This window comes from Flammeovirga sp. MY04 (assembly GCF_001682195.2).
GTDB classification, from domain to species: domain Bacteria; phylum Bacteroidota; class Bacteroidia; order Cytophagales; family Flammeovirgaceae; genus Flammeovirga; species Flammeovirga yaeyamensis.
Map to the genome: position 1 here is coordinate 1,534,549 of NZ_CP003561.2, position 21,112 is coordinate 1,555,660.

The following is a 21,112-nucleotide window of genomic DNA, read 5'->3' on the forward strand; positions in this document are numbered from 1 at the left end:
AGCTTAAAAAAACTTATAGGCCTTTTATTTTGTTCGCAGGGATGCTGTAAAACATCCCTACCGGACATAACAGAAAATAACGAACAAAAATATTTTATATAGTATTCACCCAAACAGTCTCCGATTGTAAACCTTCAGACTTAGCTGTGATTTTCACTTTACCCGATGCTCCTTTTTTACTTTTCACAACAAGTAAACAAAGACCATTAAATGCTTTTCTATAATTGGCTTGGAATGGTTCTACTGTTGCTGCGTTACCATTTCCAACAGCTGCAATAGTGGCTGGACCTTCGATATCAAATGTGATTAAGTTATCGGCTTTTGGAGTAAAATTCCCTTTATCATCTTCTACTTTTACAGTAATGAACGATAAATCGTAACCATCTGCTTGTATTGTTTCTCTATCTGGCGTGAGTGTCATTTTTGAAGGCTTTCCAGAAGTGATAATCACTTTTTCTGCGACTTTCTTTCCTTGTTTATAGGCAATCACTTTTAATTCACCCGGCTCGTAATTTACATTCCAATTTAAACGGTAAGGCGAATCCCAAGTAGTTTCTGGCTTTTTCCAATACCAAAAATCCGCAGGTATTGTTGTTTTATCCACACCCATCACCTTTTTTCCTAAAGATTTACCATTTAAGAATAATTCTGCTTCATCGGCATTGGTATAGCAATATACAGGCACTTCTTGGCCTTCCATTCCTTCCCAATTCCAGTGAGGTAATATATGCACCATTGGTGTTTCCGTCCACTGACTTTGGTAATAATAGAAACGATCTTTAGGAAAACCACTTAAATCGAAAATACCAAAATAAGAGCTTCTTGATGGCCAATCTCCACCCCACTTTCCATGCGTCAAATGATCTTTACCATTAAAAGGTGTAGGTTCACCAAGGTAATCGAAACCTGTCCAAACAAACTCACCTAAAGTGTATTTCATATTGTCCTGAGCATACGTCTCAAAGTCTTGCGGGTAGGCCCATGGTGGACTAATGATATCGTAACTGGTAATCTGTTTTGATGGATGCTTTTCATAGTTTTCTAAAGGGAAGTGATATTCACCTCTTGAACTAACTACCGAAGAGGTTTCTGATCCATAAACAATAAAATCAGGATGATTTTTTACTACAGTATCGTACAAAGTAGGTTTATAATTTAGTCCCACCAAGTCAAGTTCATCTGCCATTCCATTATCAATGGGCTGAGGATAGGCACTTAAGCCTGCCGTAACCAATCGTGTTGGATCCTCATCATGACAAATATCGACTAGGTGTTTAGTGATTTTTCGTGCGTTCTTTTTACGCTGTTCTTTTACCTCATTCCCTATACTCCACATCACAACAGAAGGATGATTACGATCTCGTTTGATCATATCTCTAAGATCCTTTTCGTGCCATTTTTTCCAGAACTTATGATAACCATTGGCTACTTTTCCTTTTTGCCATTCATCAAAAGCTTCCACCTGAACTAGAATACCCATTTCATCACACAATGCCAATTGTTCAGGCGATGGAGGGTTATGTGCCGTTCTAATCGCATTTACACCCATCGTCTTCAATAATTCTAACTGACGTTGAGTGGCTCTATAATTCACAGCTGCACCTAATGGTCCTAAATCATGATGCATACATACACCTTTAAATGAAGTTTTCTTACCATTTAAGTAAAACCCTTCTTGGGTAAATTCAATATTTCTAATACCGAATTTTGTTTTATATGTATCAATAATTTGATCACCATCATCAATATAAGATACCGCTTGATATTGATTTGGATGCTCTAAATCCCAAAGCTGAGGATTGTTAATTTCAAATTTCTGAGTGATAATATCCGTTTGATTATCGAAAACAATTTGCTTTACAGCTTTCGTAATTTCTTTTCCATTTGGATCTAGAATAACCGTTTTTAAGGAATGAATACCTTGGACTTCTTTTGCTGCATTAATGGTTGTTTGAATAGAAACGATAGCTTCCTTTTCAGTCACTTTAGGGGTGGTTACAAACGTACCCCAATGGGTAACATGAACATTACTTTTTACTTCCAACCAAACATTTCTATAAATACCCGCTCCAGGATACCATCTTGCAGATAATTCTTCGGGTGCTACTTTTACAGCGATCTGATTATCTTTACCGTATATCAAATACTCTGTTAGATCTACTTCAAAACCGATATAACCAAAAGGTCTTTCACCAACTTTCTTACCATTAATAAAAACTTCAGAGTTATTCATTACTCCATCAAATTCTAGAGTAACCACATAGCCTTTCCATTCTTCTTGAGGTACAAACGATTTTCTATACCAAGCCACTCCAGAAATAGGCAGTCCGCCTGTTCTAGCATCGTGCTTAGGATCAAAAGGCCCCTCGATAGCCCAATCGTGAGGTAAATTTAATTTCCTCCATGAGGCATCATCAAATTGTATCTGACTAGCCTTTTTATAATCTCCTTTTTGAAACAACCAATCCTCATTAAATGATTGCCTATTTCTTATCGAATTATCCTTCTTATTATCGACCAAATAGCCGGTAATAAGAAAGACAACTGGAATAATTAATAAAAGGTATTTTTTCATACTTAGTTTGCTTTGTTAGGCAGTTGAATTGCTCCAAGATCTGAAGGCCCTTCAATTGGTCTACCTAGAATATCTTTTTCCATTTCAAAACCTAAATACAAACCTTTTTTGTCCTTAGGAATTGCTTTAATTTTAATTGCTTTACCTTTTACCAAGTTTCTATTCTGAGGAACAAAATCTTTCAATGTTTTACCTCCAATATTTTTGAATCTTGGGTTTCCGATAATTGGTGATTCGTCTTGAACAGGCGTTTCTACAGGCCAGTTTTCTGCCTTTAAATACAAGTTATTTTTGAATACAATGTTTTCTACTAATACTTCACCCTCTACTTCTGGCTTGTATTGATCACCTAAAACTTGTTTACCTGCTTCTTCAAAACAGAAAATATTATTAGCAATCAAAACTCCTTTAGCGGCTCTATTCACCGCAATTTTAGGTGTAATACCTTCTTTAACATAAATAGTGTTGTTATAGAAATAGCTATTGTAAGGGCCTTTATGTTTTTTGTCTTTGCCATTAAATCCACTCAACCAAAAAATCTTTCCTTCTTGAGAAGCAACTCCTTTTTTCTTTACTCTATATCCATCGTTGATACTTACATTGTAACGGTAAGCACAATTGTAGTTGTTACCTAGAATCTCACAGAAACCACCTGCATTATTTTCGCTTATATTGTACTGTACAATTACATTTGAGCAGTTAAAATCAATATGACACCCTGCGGAGTCTGCTGGACCTTTGGCATTTCTAAATTGATTGTGCTCAATTAACACACGATCGCAACCCCAAGTCCATAATCCACTACCTCTACCCCACTTTCTAGTGTCTCCTTTATCGCCTGAAAAGTTGACTAAGTTATGATGAATATGCCCATCCAAAACACCACTCATTTGAATTCCAGGACCACCTGTTTTAGTCACTTTATTATTAGCGATTACTAAATTCTTTATTGTGTTCTTTTTGCCATTCACCTTAATGCCTGTATGAGCTACATTTTGGATTTTACAATCTTTAATCACAAGATCTTCCATGATACTTCCTTGAGTGGTATTTAACACTCTAATGCCCCAACCATAACCTTGGGTACCGTTTGGAGTAAAGGCTTCTTTTTTCCCTCTTTGATGTCCTTTTTCCATTAAAAAAACATCAGTAATCGTCAAGTTTACTAACTCAATACCACTGTATTTACCTGATGTGTTTGATTTAACTAAAACTCCACATCGCATTGGGCTTTTACCTTCTACCATTTTCCCTCCATTAGCCTTTATTCTAATGTTTGAAATCGTGATGTAAGAACAATCTCCTAAGAAGATTCCTTGTTTAGCCCCTTTAGCATCAATTAATGGCAATTGCTTAACATCTTTTTCCGGTGATACATAGTTACTGATTAGGATTCTCTTTTTACTCGTCCCCCCTAAATCTTGTAACCATAAACTACCTTTAAAAGTATAGCCATTGGCTAAAAGTACTTGATCACCAGGCTTTAAATTTAATTTACCAACAGCAAATAGAGACTTTAATGGTTTATCCATTGATTCTCCTGAGTTGCCCTTCATCCCTTTTTCAGGATGAACATAATAGGTTGTTGCAAATCCAGAAAGACTTACACACCACAATAAACTTATTAGGATTAACTTTTTCATTTCTATTTCTGCTTTACTGGTCTATACTCTTCTCTATTTTCCCCTTCTACACTCCACGGATTTACATACTCTTTGATCATAGGAGCTTCATCTTTTGGTAGATAGGTTTTCAATTCATTTTTAATTTCTTGATACTGTGATTTATCTACCACATTATGCCATTCATTTTTATCATTTAGATGATTATACAATTCTTCAGAACCATCGAAATAATGTATATATCTATAATCTTTTGATCGAACTGCATAGTTTCCTTTTCCCCATGAGATAATGGTTGGATAGGTCATCTGAGTAGTTTGATTATTCAATACAGGAACTAAACTTTGTCCGTCTACATAATCAGGAACTTCAATTCCTGTCATATCAGCTAATGTTTTGTAGATATTAATAAGTGATACAGACTCATCATAGGTTCTTCCTTTTTGCTGTGGAGATCTTGGATCATAAATAATAAATGGAACTCTCGTGGCTCTTTCCCATAAAGTAAACTTTTTGAAAGCTCCTTTTTCTCCTAAATGGAAACCATGATCTGACCAAACAACTACTACAGTGTTATCTGCATATTCACTATTCTCTAATGCTGACAATACTCTACCAATATTAAAATCTGCCCAAGAAATACACGCTAAATACGCTTTGCGAACATCAGACCACGCTTGGTCTCTATGGAATTTATTCGCCTCTCCAGCTTTTCTGATTTTTTTTCCTTCCATAGGAATATCTTTCAAGTCATTTGCTTTTATAGCTGGAGGTAAAATGCTGTCGGGTAAAGCATCAAAAAATCTTTTAGGCGCATCAAATGGTAAGTGAGGTTTTACTATTCCCACTGCTAAGAAAAATGGTTTATCATGTTGTCTATTTAGGACATCCACTCCATAAGAAGCGACAATATAATCTTTATGGTCCTTATCAGGATGATGAGTAGGTCTGAAGGACATTTTATTACTTTTTCCTAATCTGTAACCTTCACCTTCTTTGAATTTCTTCTTGCCTTCCGGCTTATCATTTTCATATTCAGTCCATTCTCTTGGATCATTTTTTGATCCATGATGGATTTTTCCAGCTCCGTAAGTTTCATAGCCATTTTCCTTGAAAAGCCTAGGTAGACTGGTATATTTCTTCATTAGGGATTGATGAATTCCTTCATCATAAAAAGGGTATAAACCTGAATTATATGGTTCTACACCGTATAATAATGCATTTCTACTTGGTGAACAGCCTGGAGCCGAACAGTGTGCATTCGTAAAATTTATTCCTTCCTCTGCTAGTTTGTCTAAGTTGGGAGTAATGCTTTCTGGATGGCCACCTAAGAATCCAGTCCAATCATTCATATCATCTATCGCAATAAAAAGAATGTTTGGTTGATCAGATTTATTTTGAGACCATAATTTAGATGTACATAGTTGTAATGCTATGCAAAGTGGTAATATATATTTAAGTTTCATCAGTCAATTTGTTAAAGTAGAATATCAAAACCCAGGCATTTCACCCAGGTTTTGTATTTTTTGAGTCGTATATCAAATTTTATATTCTATTACCATCCTGGCTTTTGTTTTAATGCAGTGTTAACATTGACTTCTTGTAAAGGATATGGTAAAGATAAATGCTTTGATGGATCAAAGTTCTTAATTGGTCTTGATAAACCATCTACTGACCAGAATAGCGCCCCTTCATCGTTGGTATAATCTGGATCCTCCTTCATTGCTTGATCAAGTACTTGCAAACGCTCTCCTAATTTACCCCAACGAATCAAATCAAACTTACGTCTACCTTCATAGCAAAGTTCTCTTAAACGCTCATCCATTAATTCAGCAAAGAAAGCCTCTTTACTTGCGATAATTGTAGGATCGTTTGCTTCAATATTTTCTAAACCTGCTCTATTTCTCACTTGATTTAAGCACTCAATAGCTTGCATGTTTGGACCACCATACACTTCGTTAGAAGCTTCTGCATACATTAACAATACATCAGAATATCTTAGGATTGGAATATTGATAGGAGTATTGTTACGTTGAATTAATTCTTCATTCGTAATTACTTCATAACCCTCATTAAAATCATCTAAATTCCTAGGTGTCCATCTTCTAAATTTACCTGGTGTATTTTGTAAAGCGAATGTATTACCAACATTTACTACTTTATCATTTTGATTTACTGATAATCTTGGAATGTTCCAAGCATGACGTCTGTCGGCGAATTCATAAACCAAATCCATCACAGGTGTCACTGCCACTCTTCTTTGAATACGTAAGTTACTAGCGTTATTATCAAAAGCTAAACCATTTGAAGCACCCCAAGCAGACATTGTTGGTACACCCAATTCAATGTTGTTTTGGAAAGACATTTCAAACATAGATTCTTGCAAATCATATGTACCACCAATATAGTCTCTGAACAACAACTCATAACCAGTAGTATCTGCTGATGTTCTTAATTGATGCCATCCATCTTTATAGATAATTTCATCCAATTGAACTAAAGCACTATCAAAGTAAGTGGTTTGTTGTAATGGGAAACCACCCATTTTCATATAAACTCTAGCCAAAAGACCTTTTGCTGCCATTTTATTTGCACGACCAGGAATATATTCTGGATCCATAGAGTGCGGTAAATATTCAGCTGCAAATTTAAAGTCTTCAACAATTAGGGCGTATACATCTTCTTGAGGTGATGCAGCAAGCAGATTTTCCTCTTGGCTTTCTGTTGGCTTTATACGTAAAGGAACATCCTCCCAATAAGTAACTAAATAGGTATAACATAATGCTCTTAAGAACTTTGCTTCTCCTAGAAGTTGGTTATATTTTTCTTCTTCAAAAGAATCTTTATCCAAATTCTGAATCATTAGGTTTGTACCATTAATTGTAGTGTACAAAGTCAACCATGACTTTTCAATCTCTGGTGAATTTGGAATATGCATGTACAAAGATACTGGCCAAAGAGCATCCCATGTTTGGCTATAATATCCTTCATCAGTACCATATTCTAACTTTTGACCAATGTTTTCAGCAATACCATTATTTCCTGCCAAGCCAGAGTATAAACCAGCAAAGGCTGCTTCTACTTTTGCCTCGTTGGTGTAATAGTTTTCTGGAGTCCAAGTCGATTTTGGCTCCATATCTAAAAAGTTTTGACATCCAGTACTAAAAAGTACTGATAATGCTAAACCTGCTGTATATAATAATTTTTTCATTTCTTTTTTCAATATAGTTTTGATATTGATATAGAGTTGAAGACTTTGTGAGGACGTTGCTAAGCAACGCCCATAAAGATCTTCTATTATTTTTTCAACGATGTCTTAGAAAGTCAATTTCACTGTTCCTAGTACTGTTCTACCAATTGGATAAGCGAAATAATCGTAGTTTGGAGAAACTCCATTACCTGCGATACCCACTTCAGGATCGAAACCTGAGTAGTTTGTCCAAGTAAATAAGTTTTGACCTGATACTGTAAACACCATTCCTTTCATTTTCATACGCTTTAATACTTTCTTTGGCAAACCATAACTTAAAGCAACCGTTTTCAATCTAATGTATGACCCATCTTCAATGAATCTAGAATCCATTCTGTTACCTTGAATAGGTGTACCATTTGAACCTGCAAAACTAGTTGCATTCACATTAGTGTTAGTATTATATGGAGTCCAGTGATTTGCTACTTGACTTGTTGCGTTAAACATTTGCGTTGGCCAAGCAATACCCATTGTAGCATTTGTAGCATTCATAACATCAAAACCATATGCCCATTGGAATAATACATTCAATGTAAATCCTTTATAGCTAAATGTGTTATTTAAACCACCAAAGTGATCTGGGTTAGGGTTACCAATGATTACTCTATCATCTGCATTGATTACACCATCACCATTTATATCTTTATACATGACACCACCTGGAGCGATATCTTCGCCTCTTCCATTGTTTACAACTCCATCTTTCAAAATATATTCTCCTGTGTTGTTATCGTAATTAAAGTCAGATGTTTGATATAAACGATCAAATTGTAAACCATACATACTTCCTACAGGATGACCAACTTTTTGAATATAAAGGTCTTCTTGGAATTGCCCAGGTCCAACTCTTGTATAAATTGCATCCTCACCAGAATTTAATTTTACAACTTTATTTTGGTTAGTTGCAATGTTAAAGTTTGATGTCCATTTGAAACCACCTTTATCAATATTTACTGTAGACAATGAGAATTCTATACCTCTGTTTTCTACTTCACCAACATTTTGGAATACTCTGTTGAAACCAGTACTTAATGCCATGTTTGCATTCAATAATAAATCATAAGTATTCTTTTGGTAAGCATCTACAGTTAATTCTAAACGGCTATCAAATAAGCCCATATCAAATCCAATGTTTATTTGTTGAGTTGACTCCCAACGTAAATCTGGTGCTGCTAAGTTAGTAATAACTGCACCTGGCGTGTATGACATAGCAGGCCCCCAGTTATATCCATTCCATTTACCAATGCCTATTTGGTTATATGATGCAAAATCAGCAATTCTGTTATTACCTGTTACACCCCAACCTCCTCTAAGTTTCATATTAGAGATTTTATCGATGTTTTTGAATAATTCTTCATCACCGATTCTCCATGCTGCAGAAACTGAAGGGAAGATACCCCATTGGTTATCGCCACGGAATTTAGATGAACCATCCGCACGAAGGTTAGCTGTAATTAAATACTTCTCACTGAAATCATAAGTCATTCTACCAAAGTAAGATAATAATGAATGTCCCGTCCAAGATGATTGAGCTAAAGTAGCAATCGATCCGATACCAATGTTATGCATTCCTAAATCATCCGTTAGCATACCACCATTCTTTAATTCAGTCATAGATCTTTCGTAATACAAAGCTTCGAAACCACCCATAATTGAGAAATTATGTTTACCCCATTTCTTTGCATAACGTAATGTATTCGAAGATGCTAAAGTATTGGCTTGAGTTTGTATTGATCTACCTTGAATACCTTCAGCTGAGTTTTGTCCAGCTCGGGTATTCTCTCCAAAGAATAAATCATCTTTGGTGTTGTTACCTTGGTAATTTGCCGATAAGTTCAATGTCAAGTTTTTATGAAACTTATGAGTAAAACGAACGTTACCTCTAATCACATTTTGAATGTTGCGATATGAAGTATTCTCTACATTTTGAATTGGAGGGAACATCACACTTTGGTTAGAATCATCTGGATCAAAACCACCAGGACCTGTACCATCAGGGATGATTGGCTCCACAGGACGGAAACGACCTGCGTCTCTTAATACTGAAGAATAATCATTCTCACGCATTGAAGGACCTACACGATTAGAATATGAGTGTAATAAACCTGCTGCAATATTACTTTTCTTAGAAATCTTGTGATTGATTCTTAAGTTATTTACAAGCTTAGTAAAACCTGTTGTAATTACTACACCTTCTTGATCAGTATAATTACCTGAGTAATAAATGTTTGTATCTTTATTTCCTCCTTGAACAGACAAGTTGTAACGTTGAATTGGTGCTTGATCTCTAAACATTTGACCTAACCAGTCATTAACATCCTTACCTTCAGTATTTCTATAATATTCAGGGTTTACCCAGTTGCCATAGAATTTTTGGAATTTGTCCATATTACTAGAGTTCATCTCCCAACGTTCTCTAGCCCATAATTGGTTTTCTCTATATTTTACATACTCATAAGGACTTAATAATTCCATCATTCTTGGAACATCTTGCATACCATATGCCGCAGAAACGTTTACTGTTGTAGTACCATCTGAACTACTACCACTTTTTGTTGTAATTACAATTACACCATTAGCACCTCTTGAACCATATATTGCTGTTGCTGATGCATCTTTTAAGATATTAAATTCTTTGATATCTTCCGTGTTGATTGTTGCAGGGTCAAAGTCTTCTAATGGTACACCATCAATCACATAAAGAGGAGCATTAGAACCTGTAATCGAGTTACCACCACGAATAACGATATTCATAGGCGAGCCAGGAGTACCTTCTGATGATGTTACCATTACACCAGCTACACGCCCTGCTAACGCTTCGTCATAATTAGCTGTAGGTGCACTGATAAGGTCTTCAGAATCAACTGTTGCTAATGAACCAGTTAGATCCTTTTTTCTTGCTGTTCCGTAACCAATAACAACAATTTCGTCTAATTGGCTTAATTCATATGCCAATGTAATTTCGAAATTCCTTTTTTGACCAACTGGAACTATTTGAGTTTCAAATCCAATAAAAGAAATCTCTAAATAATCTTCTGGGATGATATCTGCCAACTGGAATGCTCCATCAATATCAGTAATTGTTCCTCTTTCAGTTCCTTGAACCAAAATGTTTACACCTGGCAAGGTTGTACCATCAGCATCTTTGATGACACCCTTAATTAAACCCTGTGCATTGGATAATATGGGCAATAGAAGTAAAGTAACTATTGCTATTAAATAGTTTTTCATTTGAATAAAAATTTTGAGCTTGTCAATGGGCATTATTGTTATTTCTTGGTAGAACACTTTCAATAGTGTTCTACCGTTAATGAAATAAAGCTGACTAATGCCTTAAAAAATGAATTATTGAACTCTCTCTGTTGCTTTGTAGTTCACATGTGAAATGATAAAACGACCACTACACATACCCCAAGCAACATTTACCGTTTCACCGTCGCCGTTTACACCTTCCGTCATGATATTCATATCATCATCGAAATATGTTTTATACCTAAATGCAAATGTGAATTTTGTTGCATCCAAATATGGAGTTAGATCAAGCTCATAACGTAATGGTATAGTATATGTATCAACTCCTGGGTGTTGCGTACCTCTATGATCACCAGGGTAAGCAGAACCTGTATATTCATCACCCACTCCCTGTACTTTTAGTTTTACTACATCATTGACCTGTGTCCATTGTGTAGTTTCCACATCACCTGTATAATCTGTTGTAACATACATTTCTATATCAGCAGCTTTCTTTCCTCCTTCTAGATATAATGTATTATAATTAGTAATCCAGAAAATGGCAGAAACATCATACCCTTTATTATAATTTGCCAAGTTTTGAGAATCCATGATCATCCACGATTCATGTTGTCTACTTTCTTTACCTTTCACATTATGAATTGCAAGTGCGTTGGTTTCAACATTATCTGGATTATCCATTTCAGCTTCTTCTGGCTTTTGTCCGTTAGCTACACCCCAGAATAATGCATTACCTACTCCACCTTTTTTAACTGTCACAATTTCATGTCCATCTTGAGCTGCCAATGTAGGGTAGAAGAAATGCATTACTGTTGGCAATAGTGTTTGAGGTGTTCTTGATAAAACAATTCTTACTCTTCTATCAAATACTATCTCATCGTAACTAATTAGTGAAGTTACTTTGATTGATGGGAAGATCTCTTCTACATCATTTACCAATACATAACCAGGCTTAATTGTAATAGCACCCGTTCTTGGATGGATTTCTAATCTATCATCATCAGAAGCTAAGCTAAACTCGACACTTGGGTTACCTAAAATTACTTCGGCATGTGTAGATTCCATCCCCTGACCTTCTACTAAGTTATTTGCAAATGGCAAGTATAAAATTGCTGAAGGAATTAGTGGACCAGCATTTAATTCTAATGGTTCATCTGAAATAACGATTTGAAGTTTCGCTGGATCACCTTCCAACACTACTTCTTCATCAGTCATATTGCTGATTACTTTAATTGTTGGCGATACAGATTCGTTTCTTTCAATTGTATATGCAGGATTTAATGATATCTCACCCGTCACTGGATCAATAATTAACCTTTCTTCCTCACCTACTAATTCGAAACGAACATCGTACTCAAGAACATCTCTGCTAAATATTAATTTAGGAGCAACTGTTTTCATATCTTCACCTATTACTAAGTTTTGCTGAACTGGATCGTATTCAAAACCAATAGGAAGTAATGGCATTACATTTAAATGAAAAACATCCTCAAATAACTGAGTATTTTCATCTCCATCAGTCACTGGTGTTAATGCCATACTAAAGTGATAGTCGCCTTCACCAAACGGGTTGCCATCTGCAATAGTGATTCGTCCTGCATTATTTGGGTTCATGACTGGCACATAATCAAAAGTTGTATCATACAATACAATCATTACTGGATCTCCATTTTCATCAAGAACAGGCTCACCGTCTGCATCTGTTTTCGGTTCTTCACCAACTTCTTTTATATCAACTACAACTTCGATCGTATCCATACGACCACTTTCAATTGTTACAGCTTCAAGGTATTCTAAACCTAGTTCTTCACCATCTTTTTTAATACTTGTCAAAGTGAAAGCACAAGGAACTCCTTTAGAATCCATTGTTGGAGGAGCAGATTGGATTTTCTTATGTGCTCTTGCGTTAATAATATCTGCGTATTGCAGATCTTTAACCTGAACGTTAGTCGGGAACTCAGAGTTCTCCATAAATGAGGTTTTCTCGCAATTAGAGAAGAGTAATATGGATGATATTATGAACATCCATTTTAAAAAGTTTTTTTCCATAATTCATTTTAGATTAGTCAAACACAAAAATTCATTTCAATTGTGTTGGTCATTTCATTACTAAAAAGAGAAGTTTTTTTAATGCTTTTTTAATTTCCAAGTTTAAAACAGTATCATCATTTCATTCGTAGTGCACTTAAGTTGAAACTTCATTTTAACAATTCGAAGGTAGGCAGTTTGTTAAATTACCTTACCCTCAAATCTTTATTTTTATGACACATATTTAAAAACGTAGTTATTACACTCATAATGTCGATTTTGTGTTCATCTAAAGTGCTATTTCAAAAAGCAAAACGATAAATAGAAACACACCTACTGCGAGTGATGTCCATAACAAGGTCTCTTTTCTTTGCTCTTTCTTTACATTTTTCTCTATCATATTAGAATGTTTGAAATTATATACTAGCGAAGCTGGACTACATGTAAGTACTGCTTCATATACAAAATTAAACACCCTATTTCTTTGTTAGTACGCTTATTTACTTACTATTTAATTCGCAGAATATGTGTTATAAATGAAGAATTTGTTATCACAAAAATTAAAATAATTATAAAAATATAAAAATAACAATCTACAATATAATCTAATTTCTCGAATCAACTATTTGATACAAACCTAGTATTAGCTTTGACCATATATAATACTCAAATTCACCTAAATTCTTATTAGAAGTAAAAACCTTATTATTACAGACCTAACGAAACAGAAAATATTCTATACGTTTTACCTAGATAAATAAAAAAAGGAACAAACATCTGTCTATTCCCTTTCGATTTACCTTAAATATTATGCTATAACTATAGATTTCCTTTTGATTGATGCTTTCTATATAACTTGCCATATTTGCCAAAGCCAATTTCCACACCATCCAACATTTTTTGATATGCTTTAGGATGATTCTCTTTTACATATTTCAGAATATCCACCGCATCTGCTATTACAGGATCATAAGTATCTGATGTTGATTTCATTTCCTTTCTGTAACTAGCATCTAATTTTCTCATTCTTTTCAAGACCTTCTTATATTCTGGATTTCCAGCCAAGTTAGTTTTCTCTTCAGGATCATTGATCACATCATATAATTCTTCTGAAGGTTTAGCTTTGAAGAAACTTTCTTGAAATGCATCTAATTTACCTTCTTCTTTCAGTCTTCTCATCACATGAACTGCTGGACGATAAAATTCCAAATAAGCTTGTTGCATATCGTAAGGTTGTTCTGGCATTTCGTTTTTGATATAACGGAATTGCTTATCAGAAACCGCATAAGATGATTCCATGACCTCATCCCATAATCCTCTATAGGAGAAAACGTGTTCTCGGTCAAAATTATCTGATATAAACGATTGGCCTGTCATATACTCTGGAACTTTAACACCTGCCAAATCTAAAATTGTGGCTGTAATGTCGGTACAGCTAATTACTGCTTGTTCGTTCATTTCTTTTTCAAACCCCTTGTGCCATTTCACAATTAAAGGAATTCGTAAAGCGGGATCAAACAAATATCCTTTTCCCCTAACATTACATCTACCATTATCGCCTATAACAATGATCACTGTATTATCATACAATCCTTTGTCTTTCAATTCTTGAACAATCAAACCCAACTCATCATCAGCATGTTCCATTTGATCTAAATACTTGGCCCAGTCCAAACGAATAGTTGGATCGTCTGCATAATAAGATGGCAAGTCAACACTATCTGGATGAACAGGATGTTTTGATTCGTTTCTTACTCTGTTCCACCAACCACCTCGGTGAGTTACATGCAAAGTAATTTGTTGAAAGAAAGGTTGACCATCGTTTTCAAAAGTTCCTAATCGATCATACACCCCTTTATCTTTGTCCCAGTCGCCAATTGGCTTATAATCAAAGTTAAAATCGGTTTTCTTCCCTTGAGCTTGAACTTTAGGATGACCTAAAATAGTTGTATAACCCGCTTTTCTTAACCAATAAGTAAACGGTTTATAAGGATCTATTAAATCGTAGTCTCGATTACTTCTATGGTGCATCGTATTGGTTTTCAATTGATGCGTTCCGATAATCATAGCTGATCGGTTTGTCGAACATATTGATGCAGTACCAAAGCAATTGTAAAATTGATTTCCCTCTTCTGCCAATCCATTCATTACTGGAGTTTTTACTCCTTTCATTCCATAACTTTCTGTATCTAAAGACACATCTTCCAACATTACCCATATGATGTTAGGTGGGTTTTGCTGAGCAAGTAATTGTGTGCTTAGAAAGAAAAGAAGCAGGCTGATAATTTTCTTTTGGTTAATCATGCTTTTTTGAATTTATGATTTTGTATCGCAGTATCATAAACCCAGTAATTAAATCCTGGGTTTATGATACATATGATACCCCTTTTTACTGTGGCGTATTATCCATTGCCTTTAATGTAAATGACAAGCTACATTTAGCAGGATTCAGCCTGTACTTTGGTAAAGCCAATCCTTTTTTCGACCAACTATTTGTACCACCTACTCCCATTTGTTTATCATCAATACAGATATAAATTGAATTGGTTGGTTTTATATCGATGGTATGTCTTTGTGCTTTATCGTTACCCGGATCAAAATCTGAAATTGGGTTTCTTAATGATGAAAATCCAATTGTTGAAGTTGCATCAACTTTTAATCCTTTACCTTCCTGATTTGTCCACTGTACAAAACGAACATCTGTTCTATATCCATTCTCTTGAGGACGAATATAATCAACCAACATAGCATCTACCGTAGTTTTGTAAAGACCTACAAAAGAACCATTGTTTCTATCTTGATAATTCTCTTCTGGACCTCTACCATAATACATGACATTTGCATACTCCCTACCAATCGCTAAAGTGATTCCGTAGCGAGGCATAAACGTTAATTTTTCAGGCGCTTGAGGTGAAAAATCAGCTTTTACTGATAATGAACCATCTTTTGCTACTGTGTAAACCACTGTATTTGTTGCCTCTATAGATGGGTAATTCATCAAATAAGTGATTGTAACTGATTCACCTTTTTCTACTTTTACATCCGTAATTTCACCTTTACTAGCTAAATCTCTCCACTCAAAATATTTAGCATCCTCTTTTCTTTTATCTACATTCCAAGCACCAAAATCATTATCGGTAGGTGCTCTCCAGAAGTTCATCTTAGCACGCTCATCCAATAATTCTTTTTCTTGATAAACAATTGATGCTAAACCAATATCTTCACGATCAAAAGTATAGAAATATCCATTTGCCGAAATAACCATCACACCTTCCTTTTGCTCTTCAACTTTGACTTTATCGCCTGTCACTTCTTGAGCAATAACTTGAGGTGATTGTAATAATACTTGATTTGAAGCCATCACAAAATCTTGATCTAATAATGCCTCTTGACCATTGTTTTTTACATAGAAATTGACAAAATATTCTTTTGATGCATCAAAGTTATAATCAAAATCTACAGCTACATTTTTTGTTTGCTGTGGAGCTACATTATAATCTGATACCACACCTTCTTTTATTTCTACTCCATTTTCTAATAAAGACCATGAGATAGATAATTGTGATAAATCATTGAAAAATTGTTCGTTAAAAATGGCAAATGTATTCCCTTCAACTTGAGTAATATGTACATTTTGATAAATGTGTCTGATTTCTTCAATTGCTGGATGAGGTGCTCTATCTGATCCAATTACACCATTAGCACAGAAGTTATTATCGTTATATACTCCTTCAGGTTCAAAATCTCCACCATACTGATAATAGATTGTTCCATCTTTATCTTTTCCAATTAAACCTTGATCTTGCCAATCCCAAATAAAACCACCTTGAGCGATTCTATTTTTACGCACCCACTCCCAATGATCTAAGAAGTTACCATTGGAGTTACCCATTGCGTGACTATACTCACACCAAATAAATGGACGTTGTTCTTCGAGAGGTAATTTATTCTGCTTGGCAATAACTTTCTTATTTGCGTCCTTCATTGGCATATACATATAAGAAAGAATATCTGTTGTTCGGATTTTATCAATCGCTTCAGAACGTTCGTAATGTACTAATCTAGATCCATCATACTCGTGAATCCAATCGTAAGCTGCTTTGAAGTTAGAACCATTACCTGCTTCATTTCCTAGTGACCAATAAATAATAGAGGGATGGTTAAAGTCTCTTTTCACCATTCTTCTAACGCGGTCCAAATGCTGTTCTTTGTACATTTCGCTATTAGCTAATGTTTCCGATTTTTTATAACCATAACCATGCGATTCAATGTTTGCCTCATCACACACATAAATACCGTACTCATCACATAAATCGTAGAAATATGGATCGTTAGGATAATGTGATGTACGAACTGCGTTAATGTTGTATTTTTTGAAGTCAATGATATCTTGCTTCATCGTTTCCTTAGTCACTACATGTCCGTTTACCGGGTCGTGTTCGTGTCTGTTCACTCCTTTGATTAATACAGGCTGACCGTTTACCAAAAATTGTCCATTTTTTACCTCAGTAGTTTTGAAACCAATTCGTTGCTTTGAAGCATCAATCACATTTCCTTTTTTATCCTTTAATGCGATATGCATTGTATAAAGATTAGGTGTTTCTGCAGACCAAGGTAATACCTTCATAAGGTCGATGTTTTCTACAAAAACCTTATTTGATGTCGCTTTATCTAGAATTACCGGGTGAGTTTGAGCATATACAGTTTGTTGATCTTTTCCTTTTAAAGTCACCTCAACAGACATTCCTTTAGCTTTCTTCGTTGATTTATTATCTACATCAATAGTATAAGATAATAAGCCATTTGTGTAGGTTTCTGTATCTAAGGTAGAAGTGATTTTTATATCTCTAATAAACGTTTTAGGGGTGGCATATAGATATATATCACGCTCTATTCCACTCAATCTCCAAAAATCTTGATCTTCTAAATAAGATCCATCACACCAACGATATACTTCTACTGCAATATCATTATTTCCTGATTTTAAATACTCAGTCACATCAAATTCTATGGCTGTTTTACTACCTTGAGTGTAGCCTACTTCTTGACCATTCACCCAAACATAAAATGCCGAACTAACACCTGCAAAATGTAAAAACACTTGTTGGTTATCCCAGTTTTCATCCACTGTAAAAGTACGTTTATAACTACCTACAGGATTGTTATCATGTGGAATATGAGGGGCATCCATAGGGAATGGATAAATGATATTAGTGTATATAGGATAACCATATCCTCTCATCTGCCAATCTGATGGAACATCAATGTCTTTCCATTGTGTCACATCAAAATCAGTTTTATAAAAGTCAGCAGGTCTATCCTCAGGTTTAGGCACCCAATTGAATTTCCACTGCCCATTAAGGTATATATAATTGGCTAGTTGTTCTTGATCTTGTGTAGTATTGTCTCCTTGATAATGGACAAAAGTAGATCTTGTCGGTTCGGTGTTTACACGAATCACATCGGGGTTCTCCCAATTAGGTATTTCTTGTGCATGAGAGAATACACTCATCCCTCCCAATACAGCGGTTAATAACGTTTTTGTTAATTTGTTCATCATCTAAAAAATTTCATTCCATTTTATGACAACTCAAATTAAGTAGTTTAAATCAGAATAAAGGGGTCTAAATCGTCTCAATAGATGGTATAGACGAAAATGTGTTATAAAATGAATAATTTACTCCTAAAGCTTCTTGTGTATATCGGCTCTTAACTCTGTATCACCTATTCATTCTTGCATTATTGATGTTCACCAATGCTTGAACACACTTCTATTAATTTTTAGTTTTATAGTTATCATAATAGACGAAAATCTGCCCATCAATACTCCCCCATTTTATGATATTTATAGAAACTAATATACTTTTATGAAATACTACAAACAACTTTTCATCCTATTGATATTCTGCTTGACTCCATTCCTATTTAGTTCAAGCACTCTAAATGATATAGATGCCTTTATTCAAAATGTAAATCAGAAAGTCTATAATCAAGGGAAAGAAAGACTTTATATCCATACGGATAAACCTTACTATATGACTGGTGAAACTATTTGGTTTAAAGCCTATTTAAGAGATGAGTTAACACTGAAAAAAGTACCCTTTAGCAAGATCATCTATACAGAGTTATTAAGCCCTAATGGAGAGGTTTTAGAAAACCATATTATTCATGCTGCAGATTCCTTAAATCATGCTGAGTTTCAATTATCCACAAAACTTACAGAAGGCACTTATAGAATTCGTGCCTACACCAATTGGATGAGAAATTTTGGTGATGATATGCTGTATGAAAAGAAAATTAAGGTAAACCAGCTCTCAGTGGTGAAAAATATAGAGGAGAGTAAAAAAAGAGATACCAAAGAATCACAACCTCCTATAAATCAGACTTTGGTAAAAGCTGATTACGATTTACAATTTTTCCCTGAATCAGGACATATTTTAGAAAACATTCCCTCTAAAATTGCTTTCAAATTAATAGACAATAACGGTAAGGGTGCTAATTTTTCAGCCAGTATATTTGATGATCAAGATAAATTAATCAAAGAAATTAAGGGTAATGAACTTGGTATGGGAAATACTTTTTTATCTCTAAAAAGCAATAAAAAGTATTATGCTGTCTTGAATAAAGATCTTGATAAAAGCCAACCTAAAAAGTATTATTTACCAGAAGTAGAAACGAAAGGAACGGCACTTCAAATAAACAATAGTAACCAAGAAAATACCTTAATCACAGTCATATCCACCAATCAGTTATTAAAAGAAGGCGCCTATATTGTGGTATCGATGAGAGGTGAAATTTTATATATGTGGGATTGCACAACTGTTCGCCCTACTTTAAGAATAAAACTTCCTACTGATAAATTACGAAATGGCATTATCAAGATATCATTATTAGATAAGAATTTTGAGACTTTGTTGGAAAGAAATACCTTCTATTATCAACCTAATGAGGTAACAATGTCAACTAGTCCTATTAGAGGAATCAAAAGAGAAAAAGTGGAAGTTGATTTCACTTTAAAAGATGAATTGGGTCAACCCAAGCAAGCGAATGCTTCTGTAACCATTGTAGATAAAAACTTGGTTGATGTTTCATCAAAAAGAAATACAATTGTTTCATCTCTTCTATTATCTCAAGATATTAAAGGAAAAATTGAGAAACCAACTTGGTATTTTTCGCCATATACAAATGAAAAAAGAGCCGCTTTAGATAATTTATTATTAACTCAAGGCTACTCAAAATTTAATTGGGTAGCATTTCAAAATGATTCAACTGCAAAACCTTATTTACCAGAAATTGGTGTTTCTATTTATGGATTTACGAGAAGCTATTGGAAAGAGGAAAAAGTACAAATGGCTGAAGTTACTTTAACTACAAAAAACAAAAACAGTAACCTTAATGAAAAAGTAGTCACCGATGAAAATGGTAAATTCACTTTTACAGGGTTGGTATTTTATGATACACTAGAGTTCTCTTTCAACGCCAAAAAGTATAAGGTTAAGCGACAAAAAACCACCAAAAACAATGTTGTAAATATTACTTTGTTGGGTATTCAAAGTCCAGAATCAAAACCTATTGAGGTCATTGAAGAAATTCCTATTTACAATGCTTTAGACGCATATGAAAAAGAAATCCTTGCCATAGAAAAAATTGAAAGAGCTTTTGGTGATCGAACCATTATACTCGATGAAATTGAAATTTATGATGTCGACGAATCTACTGGTGGCGATTTCCTATCAGCGAAGCTAACCAATACTAGTGATTACAGAGTACAAATTGATGATGAGATGAGAAGTATGTCGCTAATGCAATATTTAAACTCCAATCATAAAGCCTCAAGAATTTTGAATAAGTATAGCTTTTCTAAAACTGAAAGTACGGTGATCAAAACGGCAAATGATGATGAAGTGACTACTTCATTAGTTTATGACAGAGTTTTCCCTGTTTTTATGAACGGAATGTTCATTGAAGAAGAAATGCTTAGTGGTATAGCTATGGCAGATATTAAATACATAGATATTATTGATGAATTTACAGCCACACAAAACGATTTGGCTGCTGATCTCCGTTATGGATACATCATTATTCATCCAAGTAGTGGTATTAACCTAAATTATGTGCCTTTCGGATACAATTCTTTAAAACATCCTGGTATATACAAAACAAAAGAATTCTATAAACCAAAGTATGATGTTTATGATGAAAAGCACATCAAGCCGGATCATAGGATTACTTTACATTGGGAACCAAATGTACAATTTGATGAAAATGGCAAAGCTTCCATCCTCTTTTATACCGATGATCGCAAGGCACCTTTTACTGTAGAAATCGAAGGTATTGATGATGAAGGGACTCCTTTCTATCAAGTGCAATAATTGCAGTTATAAA

The 21,112-nt window shown here is 34.6% G+C and carries 9 protein-coding genes; 1 reads left to right on the forward strand and 8 read right to left on the reverse strand.

Features of this window, described 5'->3' with window-relative positions; translation table 11 throughout:
- Window positions 1–94: 94 nt before the first annotated feature.
- The 8 genes from galB to MY04_RS25750 form a co-directional block, all read right to left on the reverse strand.
- Complete coding sequence (galB, locus tag MY04_RS25715; RefSeq protein WP_066215740.1) at window positions 95–2,575, reverse strand: beta-galactosidase GalB; 2,481 nt, start codon at window positions 2,573–2,575, stop codon at window positions 95–97.
- A 2-nt stretch (window positions 2,576–2,577) separates the two neighbouring features.
- On the reverse strand, window positions 2,578–4,218 hold the full coding sequence (locus tag MY04_RS25720) for a right-handed parallel beta-helix repeat-containing protein (RefSeq protein ID WP_066215741.1): 1,641 nt from the start codon (window positions 4,216–4,218) through the stop codon (window positions 2,578–2,580).
- A 2-nt stretch (window positions 4,219–4,220) separates the two neighbouring features.
- On the reverse strand, window positions 4,221–5,663 hold the full coding sequence (locus MY04_RS25725) for a sulfatase (RefSeq protein ID WP_066215743.1): 1,443 nt from the start codon (window positions 5,661–5,663) through the stop codon (window positions 4,221–4,223).
- Between the two features lie 89 nt (window positions 5,664–5,752).
- A complete protein-coding gene (locus tag MY04_RS25730) occupies window positions 5,753–7,408 on the reverse strand; it encodes a RagB/SusD family nutrient uptake outer membrane protein (protein ID WP_066215745.1) in 1,656 nt (551 codons plus the stop codon).
- Window positions 7,409–7,513: 105 nt separating this feature from the next.
- Window positions 7,514–10,678: a SusC/RagA family TonB-linked outer membrane protein gene (locus MY04_RS25735; protein WP_066216826.1), complete on the reverse strand. Its 3,165-nt coding sequence runs from the start codon at window positions 10,676–10,678 to the stop codon at window positions 7,514–7,516.
- A gap of 114 nt (window positions 10,679–10,792) precedes the next feature.
- Entirely contained in the window at window positions 10,793–12,748 is a 1,956-nt protein-coding gene (locus MY04_RS25740) for a hypothetical protein (protein WP_158297918.1), read from the reverse strand.
- Window positions 12,749–13,546: 798 nt separating this feature from the next.
- Window positions 13,547–15,031: a sulfatase-like hydrolase/transferase gene (locus MY04_RS25745; protein ID WP_066215749.1), complete on the reverse strand. Its 1,485-nt coding sequence runs from the start codon at window positions 15,029–15,031 to the stop codon at window positions 13,547–13,549.
- Between the two features lie 85 nt (window positions 15,032–15,116).
- Window positions 15,117–18,287, reverse strand: coding sequence for a glycoside hydrolase family 2 TIM barrel-domain containing protein (locus tag MY04_RS25750; RefSeq protein ID WP_084006138.1), 3,171 nt, complete (start codon window positions 18,285–18,287; stop codon window positions 15,117–15,119).
- Window positions 18,288–18,594: 307 nt separating this feature from the next.
- On the opposite strand from MY04_RS25750, the gene MY04_RS25755 reads away from it, so the two are divergent.
- Window positions 18,595–21,099 (forward strand): MG2 domain-containing protein, encoded by a 2,505-nt coding sequence (locus MY04_RS25755; RefSeq protein ID WP_066215752.1) that lies wholly within the window; start codon window positions 18,595–18,597, stop codon window positions 21,097–21,099.
- Window positions 21,100–21,112: the final 13 nt, after the last annotated feature.

Coding starts and splice junctions, on each gene's coding strand:
- galB (WP_066215740.1), bottom strand. CDS start 2,575: ATGAAAAAATACCTTTTATTAATTATTCCAGTTGTCTTTCTTATTACC.
- MY04_RS25720 (WP_066215741.1), bottom strand. CDS start 4,218: ATGAAAAAGTTAATCCTAATAAGTTTATTGTGGTGTGTAAGTCTTTCT.
- MY04_RS25725 (WP_066215743.1), bottom strand. CDS start 5,663: ATGAAACTTAAATATATATTACCACTTTGCATAGCATTACAACTATGT.
- MY04_RS25730 (WP_066215745.1), bottom strand. CDS start 7,408: ATGAAAAAATTATTATATACAGCAGGTTTAGCATTATCAGTACTTTTT.
- MY04_RS25735 (WP_066216826.1), bottom strand. CDS start 10,678: ATGAAAAACTATTTAATAGCAATAGTTACTTTACTTCTATTGCCCATA.
- MY04_RS25740 (WP_158297918.1), bottom strand. CDS start 12,748: ATGGAAAAAAACTTTTTAAAATGGATGTTCATAATATCATCCATATTA.
- MY04_RS25745 (WP_066215749.1), bottom strand. CDS start 15,031: ATGATTAACCAAAAGAAAATTATCAGCCTGCTTCTTTTCTTTCTAAGC.
- MY04_RS25750 (WP_084006138.1), bottom strand. CDS start 18,287: ATGATGAACAAATTAACAAAAACGTTATTAACCGCTGTATTGGGAGGG.
- MY04_RS25755 (WP_066215752.1), top strand. CDS start 18,595: ATGAAATACTACAAACAACTTTTCATCCTATTGATATTCTGCTTGACT.